At 57.0% G+C, this 16,341-nt stretch carries 12 protein-coding genes; all 12 read left to right on the top strand.

Going from position 1 to position 16,341, the window contains the following annotated elements; genetic code table 11:
• The first annotated feature begins 202 nt into the window (after positions 1-202).
• The 12 genes from GSQ62_RS05000 to GSQ62_RS04945 all read left to right on the top strand — a co-directional run bounded on the left by GSQ62_RS05000 (position 203) and on the right by GSQ62_RS04945 (position 16,340).
• Positions 203-3,172 (top strand): SusC/RagA family TonB-linked outer membrane protein, encoded by a 2,970-nt coding sequence (locus tag GSQ62_RS05000; protein ID WP_161888487.1) that lies wholly within the window; start codon positions 203-205, stop codon positions 3,170-3,172.
• A 21-nt stretch (positions 3,173-3,193) separates the two neighbouring features.
• A complete protein-coding gene (locus GSQ62_RS04995; RefSeq protein ID WP_161888486.1) occupies positions 3,194-4,660 on the top strand; it encodes a RagB/SusD family nutrient uptake outer membrane protein in 1,467 nt (488 codons plus the stop codon).
• A gap of 59 nt (positions 4,661-4,719) precedes the next feature.
• Positions 4,720-6,237 carry a glucoamylase family protein gene (locus tag GSQ62_RS04990; protein WP_161888485.1) on the top strand — a complete coding sequence of 506 codons (1,518 nt, stop codon included), beginning with the start codon at positions 4,720-4,722 and terminating at the stop codon, positions 6,235-6,237.
• Positions 6,238-6,403: 166 nt separating this feature from the next.
• Entirely contained in the window at positions 6,404-7,783 is a 1,380-nt protein-coding gene (locus GSQ62_RS04985) for a glucoamylase family protein (protein WP_161888484.1), read from the top strand.
• Positions 7,784-7,874: 91 nt separating this feature from the next.
• A complete protein-coding gene (locus GSQ62_RS04980; RefSeq protein ID WP_161888483.1) occupies positions 7,875-8,552 on the top strand; it encodes an SGNH/GDSL hydrolase family protein in 678 nt (225 codons plus the stop codon).
• Positions 8,553-8,594: 42 nt separating this feature from the next.
• Positions 8,595-10,925, top strand: a complete 2,331-nt coding sequence (locus GSQ62_RS04975; protein WP_161888482.1) for a DUF7133 domain-containing protein — start codon at positions 8,595-8,597, stop codon at positions 10,923-10,925.
• A 4-nt stretch (positions 10,926-10,929) separates the two neighbouring features.
• On the top strand, positions 10,930-11,772 hold the full coding sequence (locus GSQ62_RS04970) for a formylglycine-generating enzyme family protein (protein WP_161888481.1): 843 nt from the start codon (positions 10,930-10,932) through the stop codon (positions 11,770-11,772).
• 29 nt (positions 11,773-11,801) lie between these two features.
• The gene (locus GSQ62_RS04965; protein WP_161888480.1) at positions 11,802-12,509 is read left to right on the top strand and encodes a 3-keto-disaccharide hydrolase; all 708 of its coding nucleotides are present in this window, start codon (positions 11,802-11,804) and stop codon (positions 12,507-12,509) included.
• A 161-nt stretch (positions 12,510-12,670) separates the two neighbouring features.
• On the top strand, positions 12,671-13,585 hold the full coding sequence (locus tag GSQ62_RS04960) for a phytanoyl-CoA dioxygenase family protein (RefSeq protein WP_161888479.1): 915 nt from the start codon (positions 12,671-12,673) through the stop codon (positions 13,583-13,585).
• Between the two features lie 275 nt (positions 13,586-13,860).
• Complete coding sequence (locus GSQ62_RS04955) at positions 13,861-14,505, top strand: 3-keto-disaccharide hydrolase (protein WP_161888478.1); 645 nt, start codon at positions 13,861-13,863, stop codon at positions 14,503-14,505.
• Positions 14,506-14,575: 70 nt separating this feature from the next.
• Complete coding sequence (locus GSQ62_RS04950; RefSeq protein ID WP_237586992.1) at positions 14,576-15,379, top strand: orotidine 5'-phosphate decarboxylase / HUMPS family protein; 804 nt, start codon at positions 14,576-14,578, stop codon at positions 15,377-15,379.
• The gene (locus tag GSQ62_RS04945; protein ID WP_161888477.1) at positions 15,303-16,340 is read left to right on the top strand and encodes a zinc-binding dehydrogenase; all 1,038 of its coding nucleotides are present in this window, start codon (positions 15,303-15,305) and stop codon (positions 16,338-16,340) included. Before GSQ62_RS04950 ends, GSQ62_RS04945 begins: the two co-directional genes overlap by 77 nt.
• Position 16,341 lies beyond the last annotated feature (1 nt).

Raw genomic sequence — 16,341 nt, 5'->3', positions numbered from 1 at the left:
TTCAGTCCAGGTGGTTTACGCAGCGTATATATGAAAGGGCAATCCAATAACCTACACCACGGTTTCAAAGTGCTTGCTCACACGCCGCTGCCGCAGAATATTCACCCTGATGTGGCTTTGTAGAGGTGGCTTTTTTGCCGCCGCCCGCTTTTATCCGGAGATTTGACACTCAACCTACTACCTATATATAATAAAACAGCTTATGAAGAAATACATTTTACTACTGTGGATGTGTCTGCTGAATGTTGGTTCGCTGTATGCCCAGGGTGACATAACGGTGCAGGGCACCGTGACGGATGCAGCGACCGGCGATCCCCTCATCGGCGCCGGGGTGGCCGTGAAGGGGACAACCCTCGGCACGCAGACAGACGCGACTGGAAATTTTACAATTACGGCTCCGCCCACCGGAACGCTGGTGGTGGATTACCTCGGCTACGAACGGACAGAGACGCCCATTAACGGACAGACTACAATCGAGATTCAACTGGGGACTTCGGCCCAGCAGTTGGAGCAGGTGGTGGTAGTGGGCTACGGTACGCAGGAGAAGCGCGATATAACCGGCTCCATCTCATCTGTGGAAGGGGAGGAGATAGCCCGGCAGGCTTCTCAGAACCCGGTGAGCGCCATGCAGGGCAAAGTGGCCGGCGTGCAGATAACCAACTCCGGCGCGCCGGGAGCCTCGCCGCAGGTGCGCATCCGGGGTACGGGCTCGGCCTATGGCAAAGTGGAACCGCTCTATGTGGTGGACGGTACCTTTGTGGATGACCTGAGCTTCCTGAACCCGGCAGACATTGCGTCGATGGAGGTTTTGAAGGATGCCTCCAGCGCGGCCATATATGGCGTGCGGGCTGCCAACGGGGTGGTGCTGGTGACTACCAAGCGCGGAGCGGCCGGAGATATGCGCGTCAACTACAACGGCTTTGTGGGAATTCAGCGCGTGACGAACAAACTGGAGATGGCGAACGCCCGGCAGTATGCCACGCTTGTCAATGAAAAGGTGGGTTCAGAGTTGGTTGACCCAAATGCCCCCTCCACCGATTGGTATGACCAGGTGTTGCGCACCGCCAAAATTCACAACCACCAGGTATCTGTGTCCGGCGGTAGCGAGAAAGTGACCTACAGCGCCAGCGCGGGCTACCTGAATCAGCAGGGCATTGTGGAAGGCCATGACTACGAACGCATAACAGCCCGCCTGCAGACGGACCTAAACATCACTGACAATATAAAGGTAGGCTACAGCGGCATTTTTTACAACTACGATTCCAAGGATATACCGGGTGGCATTTTCTACCAGTCCTATGTGGCGCCTCCCGTTCTCCCTGTTTTCAGGCCGGATGGCAACTACGGCGATCCGGCTGATATAGGTGTGGGCAACTTTGCCAACCCCCAGGCGACTCTCGATTGGTTCAACCAGACATCGGGCGGGCAGCAGATGACGGGCAACGTTTTCGGGGAGGTGCAATTCCTGGAGAACTTTACCTTCCGCACTAGCCTGGGCCTCAACTACGGCATCAACGAGTACCGGAACTACGTATCGCAGGACTCCCTGACGACAATACAGTTTGCTGAGCGCAGCCTGCTCAACAAGTCCAGGACCAAATCGTCCAGCTGGCTGATTGAGAACACCCTGACCTACGACAAGACTTTTGGCGACCATGAGGTGACGGCATTGCTGGGTACATCTGCCCAGGAAGACCGGGAGGAGCTTTTCCTGGGAAGGGCCAACGACGTGCCTTTTGAATCGGAGGCAAACCTGTACCTGAGCCTGGGCGACCCAGAGACATTCTTTATTGAGAACAGGGGCGACAGGTTTACCTTCCTGTCCTACTTCGGACGGGTAAACTACAGCTTCAAAAATCGCTACCTGTTCACGGGCACGCTGCGCTACGACGCCTCCTCTAAGTTCCCCGCAGACGAGCGCTGGGATTACTTCCCTTCCATCGGGCTGGGCTGGATTGTGACGGAAGAGCCATTCATGAGCACCCAGACGATTTTTAATAACCTGAAACTGAGAGCCAGCTGGGGAAAACTGGGGAACGAGGGGGTTCCAACCGGGCTCTTCATCGTACCCGTCAATAATGACCCACGTTATGCGGCTATCTTCAGTAATACTCCCTACGTTGGAAGAAACATAACGACAGCAGTGCCTCCCAGGCTCCTCTGGGAAGTTGTGAACGAGACGGATATAGGCGTGGAGATGGCCTTTCTGGATTACCGCCTGACCCTGGAGGCTGACTGGTACAACAAAGAGACGAAGGATGCCATTTTTGATGCGCCACAACTCGGTACACAAGGGTATTCCAGTGGCGTTCTCCGGGGCAATTTTGCTGACTTCCGCAACACAGGATTTGAGTTTGTCGCTGGCTGGGAGGATGAAGCCGGAACTGATTTCAGTTACAACGTGGGGGTGAATTTCTCAACAAACAGAAATGAGGTGACCGCGCTCGCGACAGGTAACAACGAACTCTTTTCGGGTGGTGTAGGCGTGGCCGGCAACCTGGCCTCTGTCTCCCGCATCGGCGACCCGATTGGCTCTTTCTATGGGTACGTGGTAGACGGCATTTTCCAGACAGAGGGGGATGTGGCGGGCTCTGCACAGCCAGGTGCGAAGCCCGGCGACTTCATCTACAGAGATCAGAACAACGATGGCCTCATCAACAGCCTGGATAAAGTGATACTGGGCAACCCGAACCCTGGCTACTTCTACGGCATCAACACCGGTTTCAGGTACAAGAACTTCGACCTGCAGGTAGATATTCAGGGGGTGGCGGATGTGGATATATACAACGCCAACCGCAACGTCCGTTTTGGTAACGAGAACTACGATGCAGATTTCTTCGAGAACCGCTGGCATGGGGCGGGTACCTCCAACACGTACCCATCTGCCAACCTGGCTGGCTCCAACCTGGATGTGAACAGCTGGTACGTGGAGAAAGGGGATTATATCCGGCTCCGGAACCTGCAGCTGGGTTATAACCTCCCTACCGACCTGGTGGGCAAGTGGAGCATGCAGACCGCCCGAATTTTCCTGAACGCGCAGAACCCCGTTACCATCTTCGATTACAACGGCTTCTCACCGGAAGTAGGGGGCAGCCCGCTCAACGCGGGTATCGACTCAAACGTGTACCCGCTCTCGGCTACTTACAACTTGGGTGTGAACGTAACTTTTTAATGAAACAGAATGAAGTTATATATGAAAAATATATTCTATAACACAAAACGTCGGTCGCTGGTGTTGGTGTGTGCGCTTGCTTTGGGTGGTTTGGGTGCCTGCGATGACTCGTTTCTGGACGTAGAGCCGGAGGGCAGCGGGCGCGCTTCTGACTTTTTTAACTCGCAGCAGGACGCTTTAGAGGCAGTGAACTCCATGTACGGCAACCTGCGGGAGTGGAACAACATCGCATTCGCCTGGCTGGCTGTCAGCACCATTACTTCTGATAACGCTGAAAAGGGAAGCGTGCCCGGCGATGCCGGCTTCTTGGATGATTTCGATGACTTTACCGTGACCTCCACCGAAGGTCAACTGAACGGCTTTTGGGTGGGGCAGTACCAGGGGATTAACCTCACAAACCAGGTGCTGGCGAATGTGCCGGATATAGAGATGGACGAGCAATTGAAAGCACGCCTGCTGGCCGAGGCCAAGTTTATCCGGGCCTACCACTACTTCAACCTGGTGCGGGTATTCGGCGGCGTGCCGATTGTCTCGAAATTGCCAGAGACGCTGGAAGAGGCCAACCCGCCGAGAGCAACTAAAGAAGAGGTTTATAACTTTATCATCAGCGACCTGCAGGAGGCCGCGGCAGTGCTGCCCGTCAGTTACGATGCGGCCAACGTGGGCCGTGCCACCAAGGGAGCTGCGCTGGGGATGCTGGCCAAGGTGCAACTCTACCAGGAGAACTGGCAGGAGGTGCTGAACCTGACGGAACAAGTAATGAGCATGGGCTACTCGCTGACGCCAAGTTATGCAGATATCTTCACGCTTTCCGGGGAGAACAACATCGAGTCCATCTTCGAGATACAGGCCATGACCATCCCCGGCAACTGCGGGGCCTCCAACAGCCAATGGGCCGAGGTGCAGGGCGTGCGGGAGCAGTTCGGATGGGGCTTTGTGGAGCCGACCGAGGACCTTGTGAACGCCTTTGAAGAAGGGGATGAGCGCATGGAAGCAACTATCCTCTTCCGCGGAGAGGTGACGCCGGCCGGTGACAAAATAAAAGAGACAGTCCCCAACCCACGCTATAACCAGAAGGCCTATGTGCCGGGTTCGGTCACAACGGAGTGCGGTTATGCCAAAGACCAGAACATCCGCATCCTGCGCTTTGCCGAGGTGTTGCTGATGCACGCGGAGGCGGCCAACGAACTGGGGATGATAGAGGAAGCGCTGGAGTCGGTGAACAGGGTGCGCGAAAGGGCCGGGCTTGAGCCGATTGCGTCTGCCACACAGGAGGAGCTGCGGAACATCATTTGGCATGAGCGCCGCGTGGAACTGGCCCTGGAGAACGGAGACCGCTTCTTCGACCTGGTGCGCCAGGGCCGGGCAGGTGAGGTGCTGCGCGCGCAGGGCAAGCAATTTAAGGATGGCGTGAACGAGGTGATGCCCATCCCGCAGCAGCAGATAAGCCTGAGCGAGGGCGTGCTTACCCAGAACCCCGGCTATTAATTCATATATAAAGTATGGAGCCAGAGGCTCCATACTTTAAACCCCTGTTTCCTGTGTGGATGAAACAAAAACAGCTTTGGTACGGCTTCATCCTGCTGCTCTGCACGCTGCTGTCCTGTGACGACGACAAGGTGACCCGGCCAACGCCTGGAAATGCAACACCTGACGCCCCCACAGTTCCCACCTCAACCGCTGCCGACAGGGAACTGCTGGACAAGGTGCAGGAGAGCACGTACCGGTATTTCTGGGATTACGCCCACCCGGCTTCCGGCATGGCCCGCGAGCGAACCGGGTCCGGGGACATCGTGACAAGCGGGGGAACAGGCTTTGGGGTGCAGGCGATTATCGTGGCGGTACACCGTGGCTGGATAACGCGGGAACAGGCGGTGGAGCGGCTACACAAACTGACTGACTTTCTAAGCGCCGCCGACCGCTTCCACGGGGCCTGGAGCCACTGGATGAACGGCAGCACCGGCAGGGCCATCGCTTTCAGCGCCAAAGACAACGGGGGCGATTTGGTAGAAACTTCCTTCCTGATAAACGGCCTGCTGACTGCACGTGCCTATTTTGACGGAGCAGGCGAAGAGGCAGCGCTACGGCAGAGGATTACGGAACTGTGGGAAACGGTGGAGTGGGACTGGTATGCCTCCAGGGGCGACGGCCTGCTGTATTGGCACTGGAGCCCGGATTATGCCTGGGAGATGAACATGCCCATCCGCGGCTGGAATGAGGCGCTTATTACATACGTGCTGGCGCTTTCCTCTCCCACACACCCTATCGGGGCGGAGGTGTACCAAAAGGCTTGGGTGCAGCCCAGTTTTGGCTTCCCGATGAACTATGAGGGGTATATACTCAACATGGGGCCGACCTACGGCGGTCCGCTGTTCTTCGCCCATTATTCTTTCCTTAGCCTGGATCCGCGGCAAATGGAGGATGCCTACACCAATTACTGGCTGCAGAACCTGAACCACACCATGGCCAACCGCTCTTACTGCCTCCTCTCCGCTCCTAAAGATTACCGCTACTCGGAGGGCTTCTGGGGCCTCACCGCCTCCGACGATCCGGAAGGCTATATGGCCCATCACCCCGGCAACGACAACGGCACGGTGGCGCCCACGGCGGCTTTAGGTTCTTTTCCTTACACACCCTACTACAGCATGCAGGCGCTGCGCCATTTTTATAACGCGCTGGGGCCTCAGCTTATCGGGGAATATGGTTTGAAAGACGCCCATAACAAAGCCCGCAACTGGACTTCCCCCGACCACCTGGCCATTGACCAGGGACCGGTTGTGGCGATGCTGGAGAATTACCGCAGCGGCCTGCTCTGGAGCCTGTTCACCGATTTGCCGGAGATACAGGCGGGGCTGGCGAAACTGAACATCCGGGAGCCGGTATATAAAACAGGCTTTCCGCTGGTGGTGGCCGATATACAGAAAGGCTGGGTAGACCTGCTGAAGCATCCGGACCTGAACGCCTATCGCGTGGAGGTGGCTACGAAAGAGGCCGGCATCTACACCCTGCTGCTGCTGAACAAAGACGGCAGCACCGCCCTGACGCTATGGGACAGCGAGAGCTAGGGCAGCGGCCTACAGGCGGTTACGTTCGGAGCCGACGCGCTGCCAGGCGAATATATGCTGAAACTCACCGGAGCAGGTGCCTCTAAGGTGCTTGGCGTTTACCTGCATTAGCGGGTGCGCGAGTGCCTCATATATAAACAGGATATCAGAAAAAGATATAGAAACAATGAAACGTAAATTAATCCCGCTTATAGTTTTGCCGCTGGCCAGCCTGTTCGGCTGCCAGAATCCCTCTGAAACCGAGACAACCACCGTTGCCACCGCACCCACTGCCACTACGGCAGAAGACAGCCTCAGCGACGAGGAACTCCTGACCTTGGTGCAGGAAAAGACGTTTCAGTATTTCTGGAACGGCGCAGAGCCCACGTCCGGCCATGCCCGGGAGCGAATCCACATGGACAATGTATACCCTTCGAATGACCGCAACGTCGTGACCACGGGAGCCACCGGTTTTGGCCTGATGGCTCTCATCGTCGGCATGGAACGTGGGTTTATTACACGGGAGGAAGGGGTGGAGCGCCTGCAGAAAATGGTGGACTACCTCGAAAAGGCCGATCGCTTCCACGGTGCCTGGCCGCACTGGATAGAGGGCGAGACGGGCAAAGTAAAGCCCTTCGGGCAGAAGGACAACGGGGGTGATTTGGTGGAGACAGCCTTCCTCGTGCAGGGCTTGCTTACTGTGCGGCAGTATCTGCAGGACGGTACTGCGGAGGAGAAGGCATTGGCTGCCCAGATAGACAAGCTCTGGAAGGAAGTGGAGTGGGACTGGTACCGAAAAGACGGGCAGAACGTGCTGTACTGGCACTGGAGCCCGGACTACGCCTGGGAAATGAATTTCCCGGTGACGGGTTACAACGAGGCCCTGATCATGTACGTGCTGGCTGCCGCCTCGCCCACGCACGGGGTGCCCGCCGAGGTATACCACGAGGGTTGGGCGCAGAACGGCAAAATCACCTCTGATGCGAAAACCTATGGGCGTGAGGTGGTGCTGAGTCACAATGGCCACGAAGGGACGGTGGGGCCGATGTTCTGGGCGCACTATTCGTACCTGGGCCTGGACCCGCGCGGACTGAAGGATAAGTATGCTGATTACTGGAAGCTCAACCAGAACCACACGATGATCCAATACGAATACGCCGTAGATAACCCCAAGAACTTCGAAGGCTACGGAAAAGACACCTGGGGCCTGACCTCCAGCTACTCGCCGGAAGGCTACGCCGGCCACAGCCCCAAACACGACCTCGGAGTTATCGCCCCGACAGCGGCCCTGTCGTCCTATCCCTACGCGCCCGAGGAATCCATGCGCGTGATCCGCCACCTGTACGAAGACATGGGAGACAAACTGTGGGGGGAGTACGGATTCTACGATGCTTTCTCGGAGGAGAAGGATTGGTACCTCCCGCGCTACCTTGGCATCGACCAGGGGCCGATTCCGGTGATGATTGAGAATGGCCGCACCGGGCTGCTGTGGGATTTGTTTATGAGCGCCCCGGAAGTGCAGGCCGGTTTAAAGAAGCTGGGTTTCGAAAGCCCGCACCTGAAGTAAACGTTTCTGGCTGTTTATGTATAAATTGTAGGGAAAGCGCGTTTTCACCGTTATACCTATATATAAAGTCAAAGAAACTAAAACAAAAAAGATGAAGCGACACAACACCTTACACCTCGTCCTGCTGCTGCTATGTTATCTCGTGCTGCCTGCGGCGGCCCGGGCCCAGGAAGAGAAACCGCCGTTCTGGGATGAAATCCAGGCTTACAAACAGCAGGACAGTGTGCAGATGCCGCCAAAGGACGCTATCCTGTTCGTGGGTAGTTCCTCGTTCCGGATGTGGGACGATATGCAGAAAATGTTCCCGAAGCACACCGTCATCAACCGGGGTTTCGGCGGCTCTACCCTGCTGGACCTAAAACGCTACCTCGGCGACATTGTGCTGCCATACCAGCCGAAGCAGATTGTCATTTACTCCGGAGAGAACGACCTGGCTGGTGGCACGGTACAGGCGCCGGAAGTGCTGGAACGCTTCCAGGATGTGTTCACGTCCATTCGACAGGAATTGCCGGAGGTGCCCATCGTGTACGTATCCATCAAGCCGAGCCCTTCGCGGTGGCAGTACAAACCCGTGATGGAGGAGGCAAACAAACTCATCCGCGCCTATATGAAGGCTCAACCCCACACAACCTTTGTGGATACTTACAGCCTGATGCTGGGCAAAAACAAAAAGCCGAAACCGGAGATATTTTTAGAGGACAGCCTGCACATGAACAACAAGGGCTACCAGATATGGCAAAAAGCCCTGTCTCCTCATCTGAAAAGATAGACTAAGAAGCCATATATGGCTTAACCTTAATGCTTTAAACCCATGCACCCCGATAACAACCTGTATCACCTGAAGACCAATACCAGCCTGCGCACTTTTGGTGTAGCTGCTTTTGCCCTGGTTCTATGCACCTACTGTTCGCCCAAGAAAGAAGCGGAAGTAGAGAAAGAGACCTTTGAGCGCGTGGTGGTGGACGAGAATCCGCCCTCCACACCGCTGTCGCCGGAGGAGAGCATGCGCAAAATCGTGCTCCCGCCGGGCTTCCATATACAGTTGGTGGCCAGCGAGCCGATGGTGCAGGAGCCGGTGGCCATGGCCTGGGACGGCAACGGCAGGCTGTATGTGGCCGAGATGAACACCTATATGAAGGACAACGAGGGCACGGACCAGTTCCAGCCCACCAGCCGCATCAAACTGCTGGAGGACACTGACTGGGACGGCACCATGGACAAGGCCACCATCTTTGTCGACAGCCTGGTGTTGCCGCGCGTGGTGCTGCCCATCGGGGACAAGGTGCTGGTGCAGGAAACTAACGTGCGCCATATATGGAGCTACCGCGACACGGACGGAGACGGGAAAGCGGATGAAAAGAAAATGGTGTTTGAGAACAACGTGCCCGACCTCCGCAACCTGGAGCACCAGAACGGCGGCCTGCTCTGGAACCTCAACAACTGGATATACCCCACCCGCGACAACCTGCGCTACAAGTACAAGGATGGCGTGCTGGTGGCCGATACCATCATCGACAACATGACCGGGCAGTGGGGCATCACCACAGATAACTATGGCCGACTGTTCTTGTCGGAGGCCGGGCCGGGGCTGCCCGCCGTGCAGATCGAGCAGATGCCCGCCTACGGCGCCCTCAATTTTAAAGACCAGTTTACAGAGGACTTTGCAGTGCCGTGGCCCATCATCGGGACGATTGACGCGCAGGGAGGCCCGGATGCCCTGCGGCCCGAAGACAACACCCTGAAGCATTTTACCGCCGGGGCCGGGCAGTCCATCTTCCGCGGCGACCGGATGCCCGAGGATATGGTGGGTGATTATTTTATACCGGAGCCGGTGGCCCACATCATCAAGCGGGGCGAAATAGTGAACAAAGACGGCAAGATTCAGATACAGAATGTATATGAAGGCAAGGACTGGCTCGCGTCGGCCGACATGAACTTTCGCCCCATCAACACCTACACCGGGCCGGACGGCACTTTTTACATCGTGGATATGTACCACGGCATCATCCAGGAGAGCGAGTGGTCGGGGCCGGGCACTTACCTGGGCGGCATCATCCAGGAAAAAGAGCTCTATAAGAACCGCGGAATGGGCCGCATATATAGAGTGGTACACGAAGATTTCAAACGCGACCCGGAGCGGCCACAGATGCTGGAGCAGCCAAGTAGCAAGCTCGTCACCTACCTGGCGCACCCGAACGGCTGGTGGCGCGACAATGCTCAACTGCTGCTGGTGGTGCGCGATGACAAGTCTGTTGTTCCTGCTTTAAAGAAAATAGCCCTTGGCCAGCAGGCCACCCTGGAAGAGAAGCCGGGCCCCATCACCCGCATCCATGCGCTGTGGACACTGGAGGGCATGGGAGAGATGGAGAAGGACATCCTGTTCAAGGCCCTGGCCGACGAAAACCCGCACATCCGGAAAACCGCCGTGTGGATGAGCGAGATGTATATCGATGAAAACGACCGGGAAGTGATTGCGAAACTCGGCACGATGAAGGACGACCCGAGTGCGGATGTCCGCATCCAACTGATGCTGTCGCTGCGCGAGAACAAGACAGAGGAGGCACAGGCCACTGTGAAAGACTTGCTCGCCGCCAACCCGAACAACGAAGTGATGCAGGCCTCCTACAAATCCTATATAGATACGCACGCGCGGATTGCGGCGGAGCAGGAGCGCATCAAAAACATCAGCCCCGAGGAACGGGAACTGATAACCCAGGGAGCAGTCATATATAAGCAGCTGTGCGCCACCTGCCACGGCCCGGAGGGCAAGGGTAAGCAGATCGGCGGAGGCCCGATGCCGGCCCCGCCGCTTGCCGGTTCGCCGCGCCTGCAGGGCACCGACAAAGTCCTCCCCATCGAGATACTGCTGCACGGGCTCAAAGGACCCATTGACGGCAAAGAGTACCCGGACATGATGCCCTCGATGGCACACCAGAGCGATGAGTGGATAGCGTCTGTGCTCAGCTACGTGCGCAACAGCAGCGATTTGGGCAACAAGGCCTCGGTCATCACGCCGGAGGAGGTGAAGGAGGTGCGGGAGCGTACCGAACTGATCCCCGGCGGTGCCACCATGCAGTACCTGGAAGTACATAAAGGCTACCGCACCACGCAACGGAACTGGGTAGAAGACGAAGCACAATAAAGCCATGCACGCCAAACTGAAAATCATACTGCTGCTGTCGCTTTATATAGGGGCAGAGAGGCCATTGCAGGCCCAGGAGAAGACAGTCACCAACAGCACCGGGATGGAGTTTGTGCTGATACAACCGGGCAGCATGGTGGTGGGCCGGTACCAGCCGACGGTCAGCGCCTACGTGCCGCCCCAGCCCGGGCCTGATGGCGAGGTCAGGAAGGTGCTGCCTCCTTCTGCCTATAAAGTGGCGGAGAAAATGGCTGCGGAAGCGGCCATGCCCGGCTTCGAGGTAAAGCTGGAGCGCCCCTACTATATAGGCAAATACGAGGTGACGCAGGAGCAGTGGGAGAAAGTGATGGGCAGCAACCCGTCCTTTTTCCAGGGCGACAAAGTGGCCGGAGACGCCAAGAAGCACCCCGTCGGGAACATTACCTGGGAGGACGCGCAGGCCTTTATCAAAAAGCTGAACAGGCTGGACAAAAAGCATCTATACCGCCTGCCCACCGAGTTTGAGTGGGAGTACGCCGCCCGCGCCGGGGCTAAGGACGAGATTCCCTGGGCAGAGGCCCGCGCGAGGGGCGTCATCAGCGACACCACCATGCGGCAAGTTGGGTCAAAAGAACCGAATGCCTGGGGCATATATGATATGATTGGCAATGTGTGGGAGTGGGTGCAGGATTACTACAACGGGAAAATATTCGCGGACCCGGTGCCGCCGCGCTCCGGGAAACTCCACGTCCTCAAAGGCGCCTCCTTCACCGGCGATGCCAAGAACGCCACCTATATGACCCACGCCGCCGGTCCGGGCAACGGCTTCGACGTCGGATTCCGGGTGGTGATGGAGCCCCGGCCATAGCGATATATAACCCTGCTAATCTGATTTATATGCAGCTAAAGAAAATCATACCGCTTCTTCTATTCACTTTTATATATACGGTGGCGGGGGCGCAGATACCGGAGGGATATGAACCCATCTTCAACGGGAAAAACCTGAACGGGTGGCACATCAGCCGCACCACCCACCAGGGCACCACGCCCGATGTGCGGGTGGAGGGCGGCGCCATCGTGCTGCGGCAGAATCCCTATGGGCAGGGCGGCGTGCTGCTATCAGATAAAAAATACAAGAATTTCGACCTGTACCTGGAGGCCAAGATTGATTCCTTCACCAACGGCGGCATCTTTATCCGTTCCTCCGAAAGCGGCATTGCCTACCAGATTGAGCTGGATGACGCGGCCGGAAGCACGGGCAATTTATATGGGGAGCGCATGCCGGTAAGCGAGGTGGCCTTGGCTAAGAATCGGAACAAAGTGTGGAAGCCCGGTGAGTGGAACTCGTTCCGGATACGGATGGTGGGCGAGGTGCCGCGCGTCACGCTCTGGATAAACGGGGTGCAGATGTGGGATGTGCAGCAGCCTGAAAACGACTTCCCAACCGGTGCCACCGAAGGCATGGTCGGCCTGCAATCGCATTGGACGGCGCTGTACTCCCCTAACGCGGGCGACTGCTGCGGGCTAAACTCCTGGGCACCCGGCGCGGCGCACCGTTTCCGCAACATCGCCATCAAAGAACTGGACGATGATTTGAAGGAGTAGCGAACCCACCTACCCTTCCATATATCTCCTCTCCGGAGATACATGGAAGGGTGACCTCTGAAATACATGAGCCGGTAAGCTCCGGCTCATCAGCTTCTGGGGGTTGGGCTTGACTTAGTGCATAAAAAGCACTAAACTTCAGTAACCTAACTCCTAATCACATGCTACAGACCCAGCCCTCATCCCTCCAGGACAGCAGATCCGGAGACTATGCTGCGTATCATAAACTGGTATCGGAACTATTTGCCTGGCCCCTTACCGATGCGGAATGGGAGCAGTACAGGCTCTCGGAGGAGCAGGTAAGCTTCTTTCATGAGAACGGCTACCTGCCGAACATCAAAATGCTGGAAGAATGGCAGGTGGATACGCTTACCGAAGAACTGGCGGCCCTCGCCGACCCCGGACACCCGGGGCATCACCTCTTTTACGAGTTCCACTCCAACGAGTCGTCTGACCCGGATGCCGTGCTTTTCCATGCGCTGGGGGCCTGGCGGGTGGGGGCGGGCTTTCATGATGTGCTCTGGAACCCGGCTTTTGTAATGGCCGCCAGCCAATTGCTGGGCAACCGGCCGGTGCGCTTCTGGCACGATCAGCTGTTCTGCAAGCCCGCCCTGCACGGTGGGGTGGTGGCCTGGCATCAGGACTACTCTTACTGGACCCGCACCACGCCCATGCAGCACCTGACCTGCTGGACCGGGCTGGACGATGCCACCACGGAGAACGGCTGCCTCTACTACGTGCCCAAGAGCCACCGCTGGGGCCTGCTCGACAAGCCGGAATTGGCAGGCGATATGGAAGGGGTGCTGGATTACTTGACAGAAGAGCAAAAAGCTGCATTTAAGCCGGTGCCCGTGGAGATGAAAAAGGGGTATGCCGCCTTTCACCACCCCCTGATGGTACACGGCTCCTACAAAAACAAGTCCGAACACTCCAGAAGGGCTTTTGTGCTGAACGTGTTTGCCGACGGCACTGCGTCTGACACCGACCAGGAACTGCTGCACGGCGTTCCGGTTGTTCCGAAAGGGGAGAAGATGCAGGGGCAGTTTTTCCCGCTGCTGTTCGATCCGGGTGCATAAAGCCACCGGTGCCTCGGCAAGCCGTTTCTGTTTTCGGTTCTCAGCGCAGCAGTAGTGTTGCCTTGGTTCAGCAGGTTATTCCAATTTTTGCAGAAAACCCCTTGCCTTCCAGCATAAAACAGATAACTTAAATCATTCATGACAATGCTGCACAGCTTCATGCGGATGGCCAGGGGCGTCACCGCAGGAAAGTCTGGAACCAGGGCAAGCTCTACCGTCGGCTTAGCGGCATGCGTGAATTATCGGAAACCATATATAAAACAGCGAAAACCCATATGAAAAACCTTGTCACGTTCTTTAGCATCCTCCTCCTGTTGAGTTCCTGTTCCGGCACCATGCAAGGCCAGAACTCCGATGGCTGGATCAGCCTGTTCGACGGGAAAAGCCTGGACGGATGGAAAGCCAGCGAAAACCCCGCTACCTTCTCTGTGGAGGATGGCAAGATTGTCGTGCATGGCCCCCGGGCCCATTTGTTTTACGTGGGGCCGGTGCAGGACGCCGATTTCAAGAACTTCGAGCTGAAGACCCGTGTGATGACCACGCCTGGCTCCAACTCCGGCATTTTCATCCATACCGCTTACCAGGAGGATGGCTGGCCTTCGCAGGGCTATGAGGTACAGGTAAACAACTCGCACACTGACTGGCGCAGAACAGGCAGCCTGTATGGTGTGGATGACGTCAGGGAGGTGTTCGTGAAAGACAACGAGTGGTTCACCGAGCACATCATCGTGCAGGATAACAAGGTAACCATCAAGATAAATGACAAAACCGTGGTGGAGTATACCGAGCCGGCAGAGCTGGCGCAGGCGCAGGGCGAAATCGGCAAGCGTCTCTCCAGCGGCACCATCGCGCTCCAGGGCCACGACCCTGAGAGCAAGGTTTATTACAAAGAAGTATTGGTGAAGCCGCTGCCTGAATAATAGCTGCCTATATAGCTTAGAAGCATATTCCTTCCATTTCACAGATGCAGTTCAACTCCTATAGCTCATTATGAAGCCCATAGTTCAGATTTCACTGGATCTTACCAACATCGACGAAGCCCTGGAAACCGCGGCGCTGGCCATGCGGGCGGGTGTGGACTGGCTGGAAGCCGGTACTCCTCTAATTCTGGCGGAGGGGCTGCATGGGGTCCGGAAGCTGCGGGAGGCTTTTCCGGGCATTCCGATTGTCGCCGATCTGAAAACGATGGACGGCGGCTACCTGGAGGCTGAAATGATGGCAAAAGCCGGGGCTACCCATGTGGTGGTGATGGCCCGGGCACATGCGGAAACCGTTAAATGCGTGGTGCAGGCGGGCAAGGATTACGGTGTCAAGGTGATGGGCGATAATTTGGGTTGCCCGGACATGGTGGCCGGGGCCCGGCTGCTGGAGGACCTGGGTTGCGACTTTGTGATTCACCATATAGGATACGATGAAAGGCGGGGAATAGCCGCCCAGGGAAAACGCATGCCCAGCCCGCTGGATCAGCTGAAAGAAGTGGTGGACGCGGTGCATGTGCCGGTGCAGGCAGTGGGCGGTCTTTCCCTGGAGCAGGCCATCGCCTGCCCCGGATACGGGGCGCCTTTGGTGGTGTTAGGGGCGCCGCTCACCATTGATGCGGATGCCTTCAAAACAGCAGACGGCAACCTGGAGGCGTCGCTCCGGAAGATTTGCGAGGCGATTCATGCCCAGGGCGATATCCCATCAGATAATTTATATACACCCCATATAGAAAAACATGTCAACCGGAATAAAATCAGCTGCCGTCGTCAATTATGCCGAAGCAAAGGGCTCGGTAGAAATCAGGGAAATTGAAAAGCCCGAGATTGGGGCGGGAGAAGTGCTGCTGGAAGTAGAGAACGTCGGGGTCTGCGGCAGTGACCTGCACCAGTGGACCTCCGACCACAGCTGGCCTGTGAACTACCCGGTGGTGCTGGGCCACGAGTTTGGCGGCCGGATCGCGGAAATAGGCCCTGGGGTGACCGGCTGGCAGGAAGGGGACAGGGTGGTGAGCGAAACGGCCGCCGTCATCGATGCCCAGAACCCCATGAGCAGGGTAGGGCTCTACAACCTGGACCCCACCCGGAAGGGATTCGGGTACGGGGTGAACGGCGCGATGACACGGTTTGTGAAAGTACCGGCAAGGTGCCTGCACCGTATTCCCGAGCATGTTCCGTTTGAGGAAGCCTGCCTGACCGAGCCCTGCTGCGTTGCCTATAATGCCGTGGTCATGAACTCCAAAATCAAGCCCGGCGACAGGGTGCTGGTGATTGGGCCCGGCACCATCGGGATTCTTTGCGCCGCCATCGCAAAGCTCAACGGGGCAGATGTTGCCGTTCTGGGGCTGGAAGCTGACAGAGGAAGGCTGGAGATAGCCCGGCAGTATGGCTGCGAACCTTTGATCGGGAACGCCCGGGAATGGGCCGTGGAAAGAGACGGTATGGGAGCTGATCTGATTGTGGATGCGGCTGGCAGCAGTGTCACGCTGAAAATGGCGCTGGACCTGGTCCGCCCCAACGGGCAGATTACCAAAGTAGGTTGGGGACCGCAGCCCTGCGGCTTTTCTTTAGATCCCTTGGTGCAGAAAAACGTGCGGCTGCAGGGAAGTTTCAGCCACAACTGGCCCATCTGGGAAAAAGTAATCGGCCTGATGGGAACAGGCGCGCTGAACGTGCGGCCGATCATCGGGGGAGTGTGGCCGCTGGATTCCTGGGAGGAGGCCTTTGAGAAAATGCACCGCGGAGAGGTGGTGAAAAGCGTCTTAAAACCGATATAAG

Source organism: Pontibacter russatus, from assembly GCF_009931655.1.
Lineage (GTDB): Bacteria > Bacteroidota > Bacteroidia > Cytophagales > Hymenobacteraceae > Pontibacter > Pontibacter russatus.
The sequence above is the reverse complement of the archived record's forward strand: the minus strand, read 5'-3'. Positions and strand labels throughout refer to the sequence as shown.

What these genes read in the sequence shown, in the direction of transcription:
- GSQ62_RS05000 (WP_161888487.1), top strand. Translation starts at nt 203, where the DNA reads ATGAAGAAATACATTTTACTACTGTGGATGTGTCTGCTGAATGTTGGT.
- GSQ62_RS04995 (WP_161888486.1), top strand. Translation starts at nt 3,194, where the DNA reads ATGAAAAATATATTCTATAACACAAAACGTCGGTCGCTGGTGTTGGTG.
- GSQ62_RS04990 (WP_161888485.1), top strand. Translation starts at nt 4,720, where the DNA reads ATGAAACAAAAACAGCTTTGGTACGGCTTCATCCTGCTGCTCTGCACG.
- GSQ62_RS04985 (WP_161888484.1), top strand. Translation starts at nt 6,404, where the DNA reads ATGAAACGTAAATTAATCCCGCTTATAGTTTTGCCGCTGGCCAGCCTG.
- GSQ62_RS04980 (WP_161888483.1), top strand. Translation starts at nt 7,875, where the DNA reads ATGAAGCGACACAACACCTTACACCTCGTCCTGCTGCTGCTATGTTAT.
- GSQ62_RS04975 (WP_161888482.1), top strand. Translation starts at nt 8,595, where the DNA reads ATGCACCCCGATAACAACCTGTATCACCTGAAGACCAATACCAGCCTG.
- GSQ62_RS04970 (WP_161888481.1), top strand. Translation starts at nt 10,930, where the DNA reads ATGCACGCCAAACTGAAAATCATACTGCTGCTGTCGCTTTATATAGGG.
- GSQ62_RS04965 (WP_161888480.1), top strand. Translation starts at nt 11,802, where the DNA reads ATGCAGCTAAAGAAAATCATACCGCTTCTTCTATTCACTTTTATATAT.
- GSQ62_RS04960 (WP_161888479.1), top strand. Translation starts at nt 12,671, where the DNA reads ATGCTACAGACCCAGCCCTCATCCCTCCAGGACAGCAGATCCGGAGAC.
- GSQ62_RS04955 (WP_161888478.1), top strand. Translation starts at nt 13,861, where the DNA reads ATGAAAAACCTTGTCACGTTCTTTAGCATCCTCCTCCTGTTGAGTTCC.
- GSQ62_RS04950 (WP_237586992.1), top strand. Translation starts at nt 14,576, where the DNA reads ATGAAGCCCATAGTTCAGATTTCACTGGATCTTACCAACATCGACGAA.
- GSQ62_RS04945 (WP_161888477.1), top strand. Translation starts at nt 15,303, where the DNA reads ATGTCAACCGGAATAAAATCAGCTGCCGTCGTCAATTATGCCGAAGCA.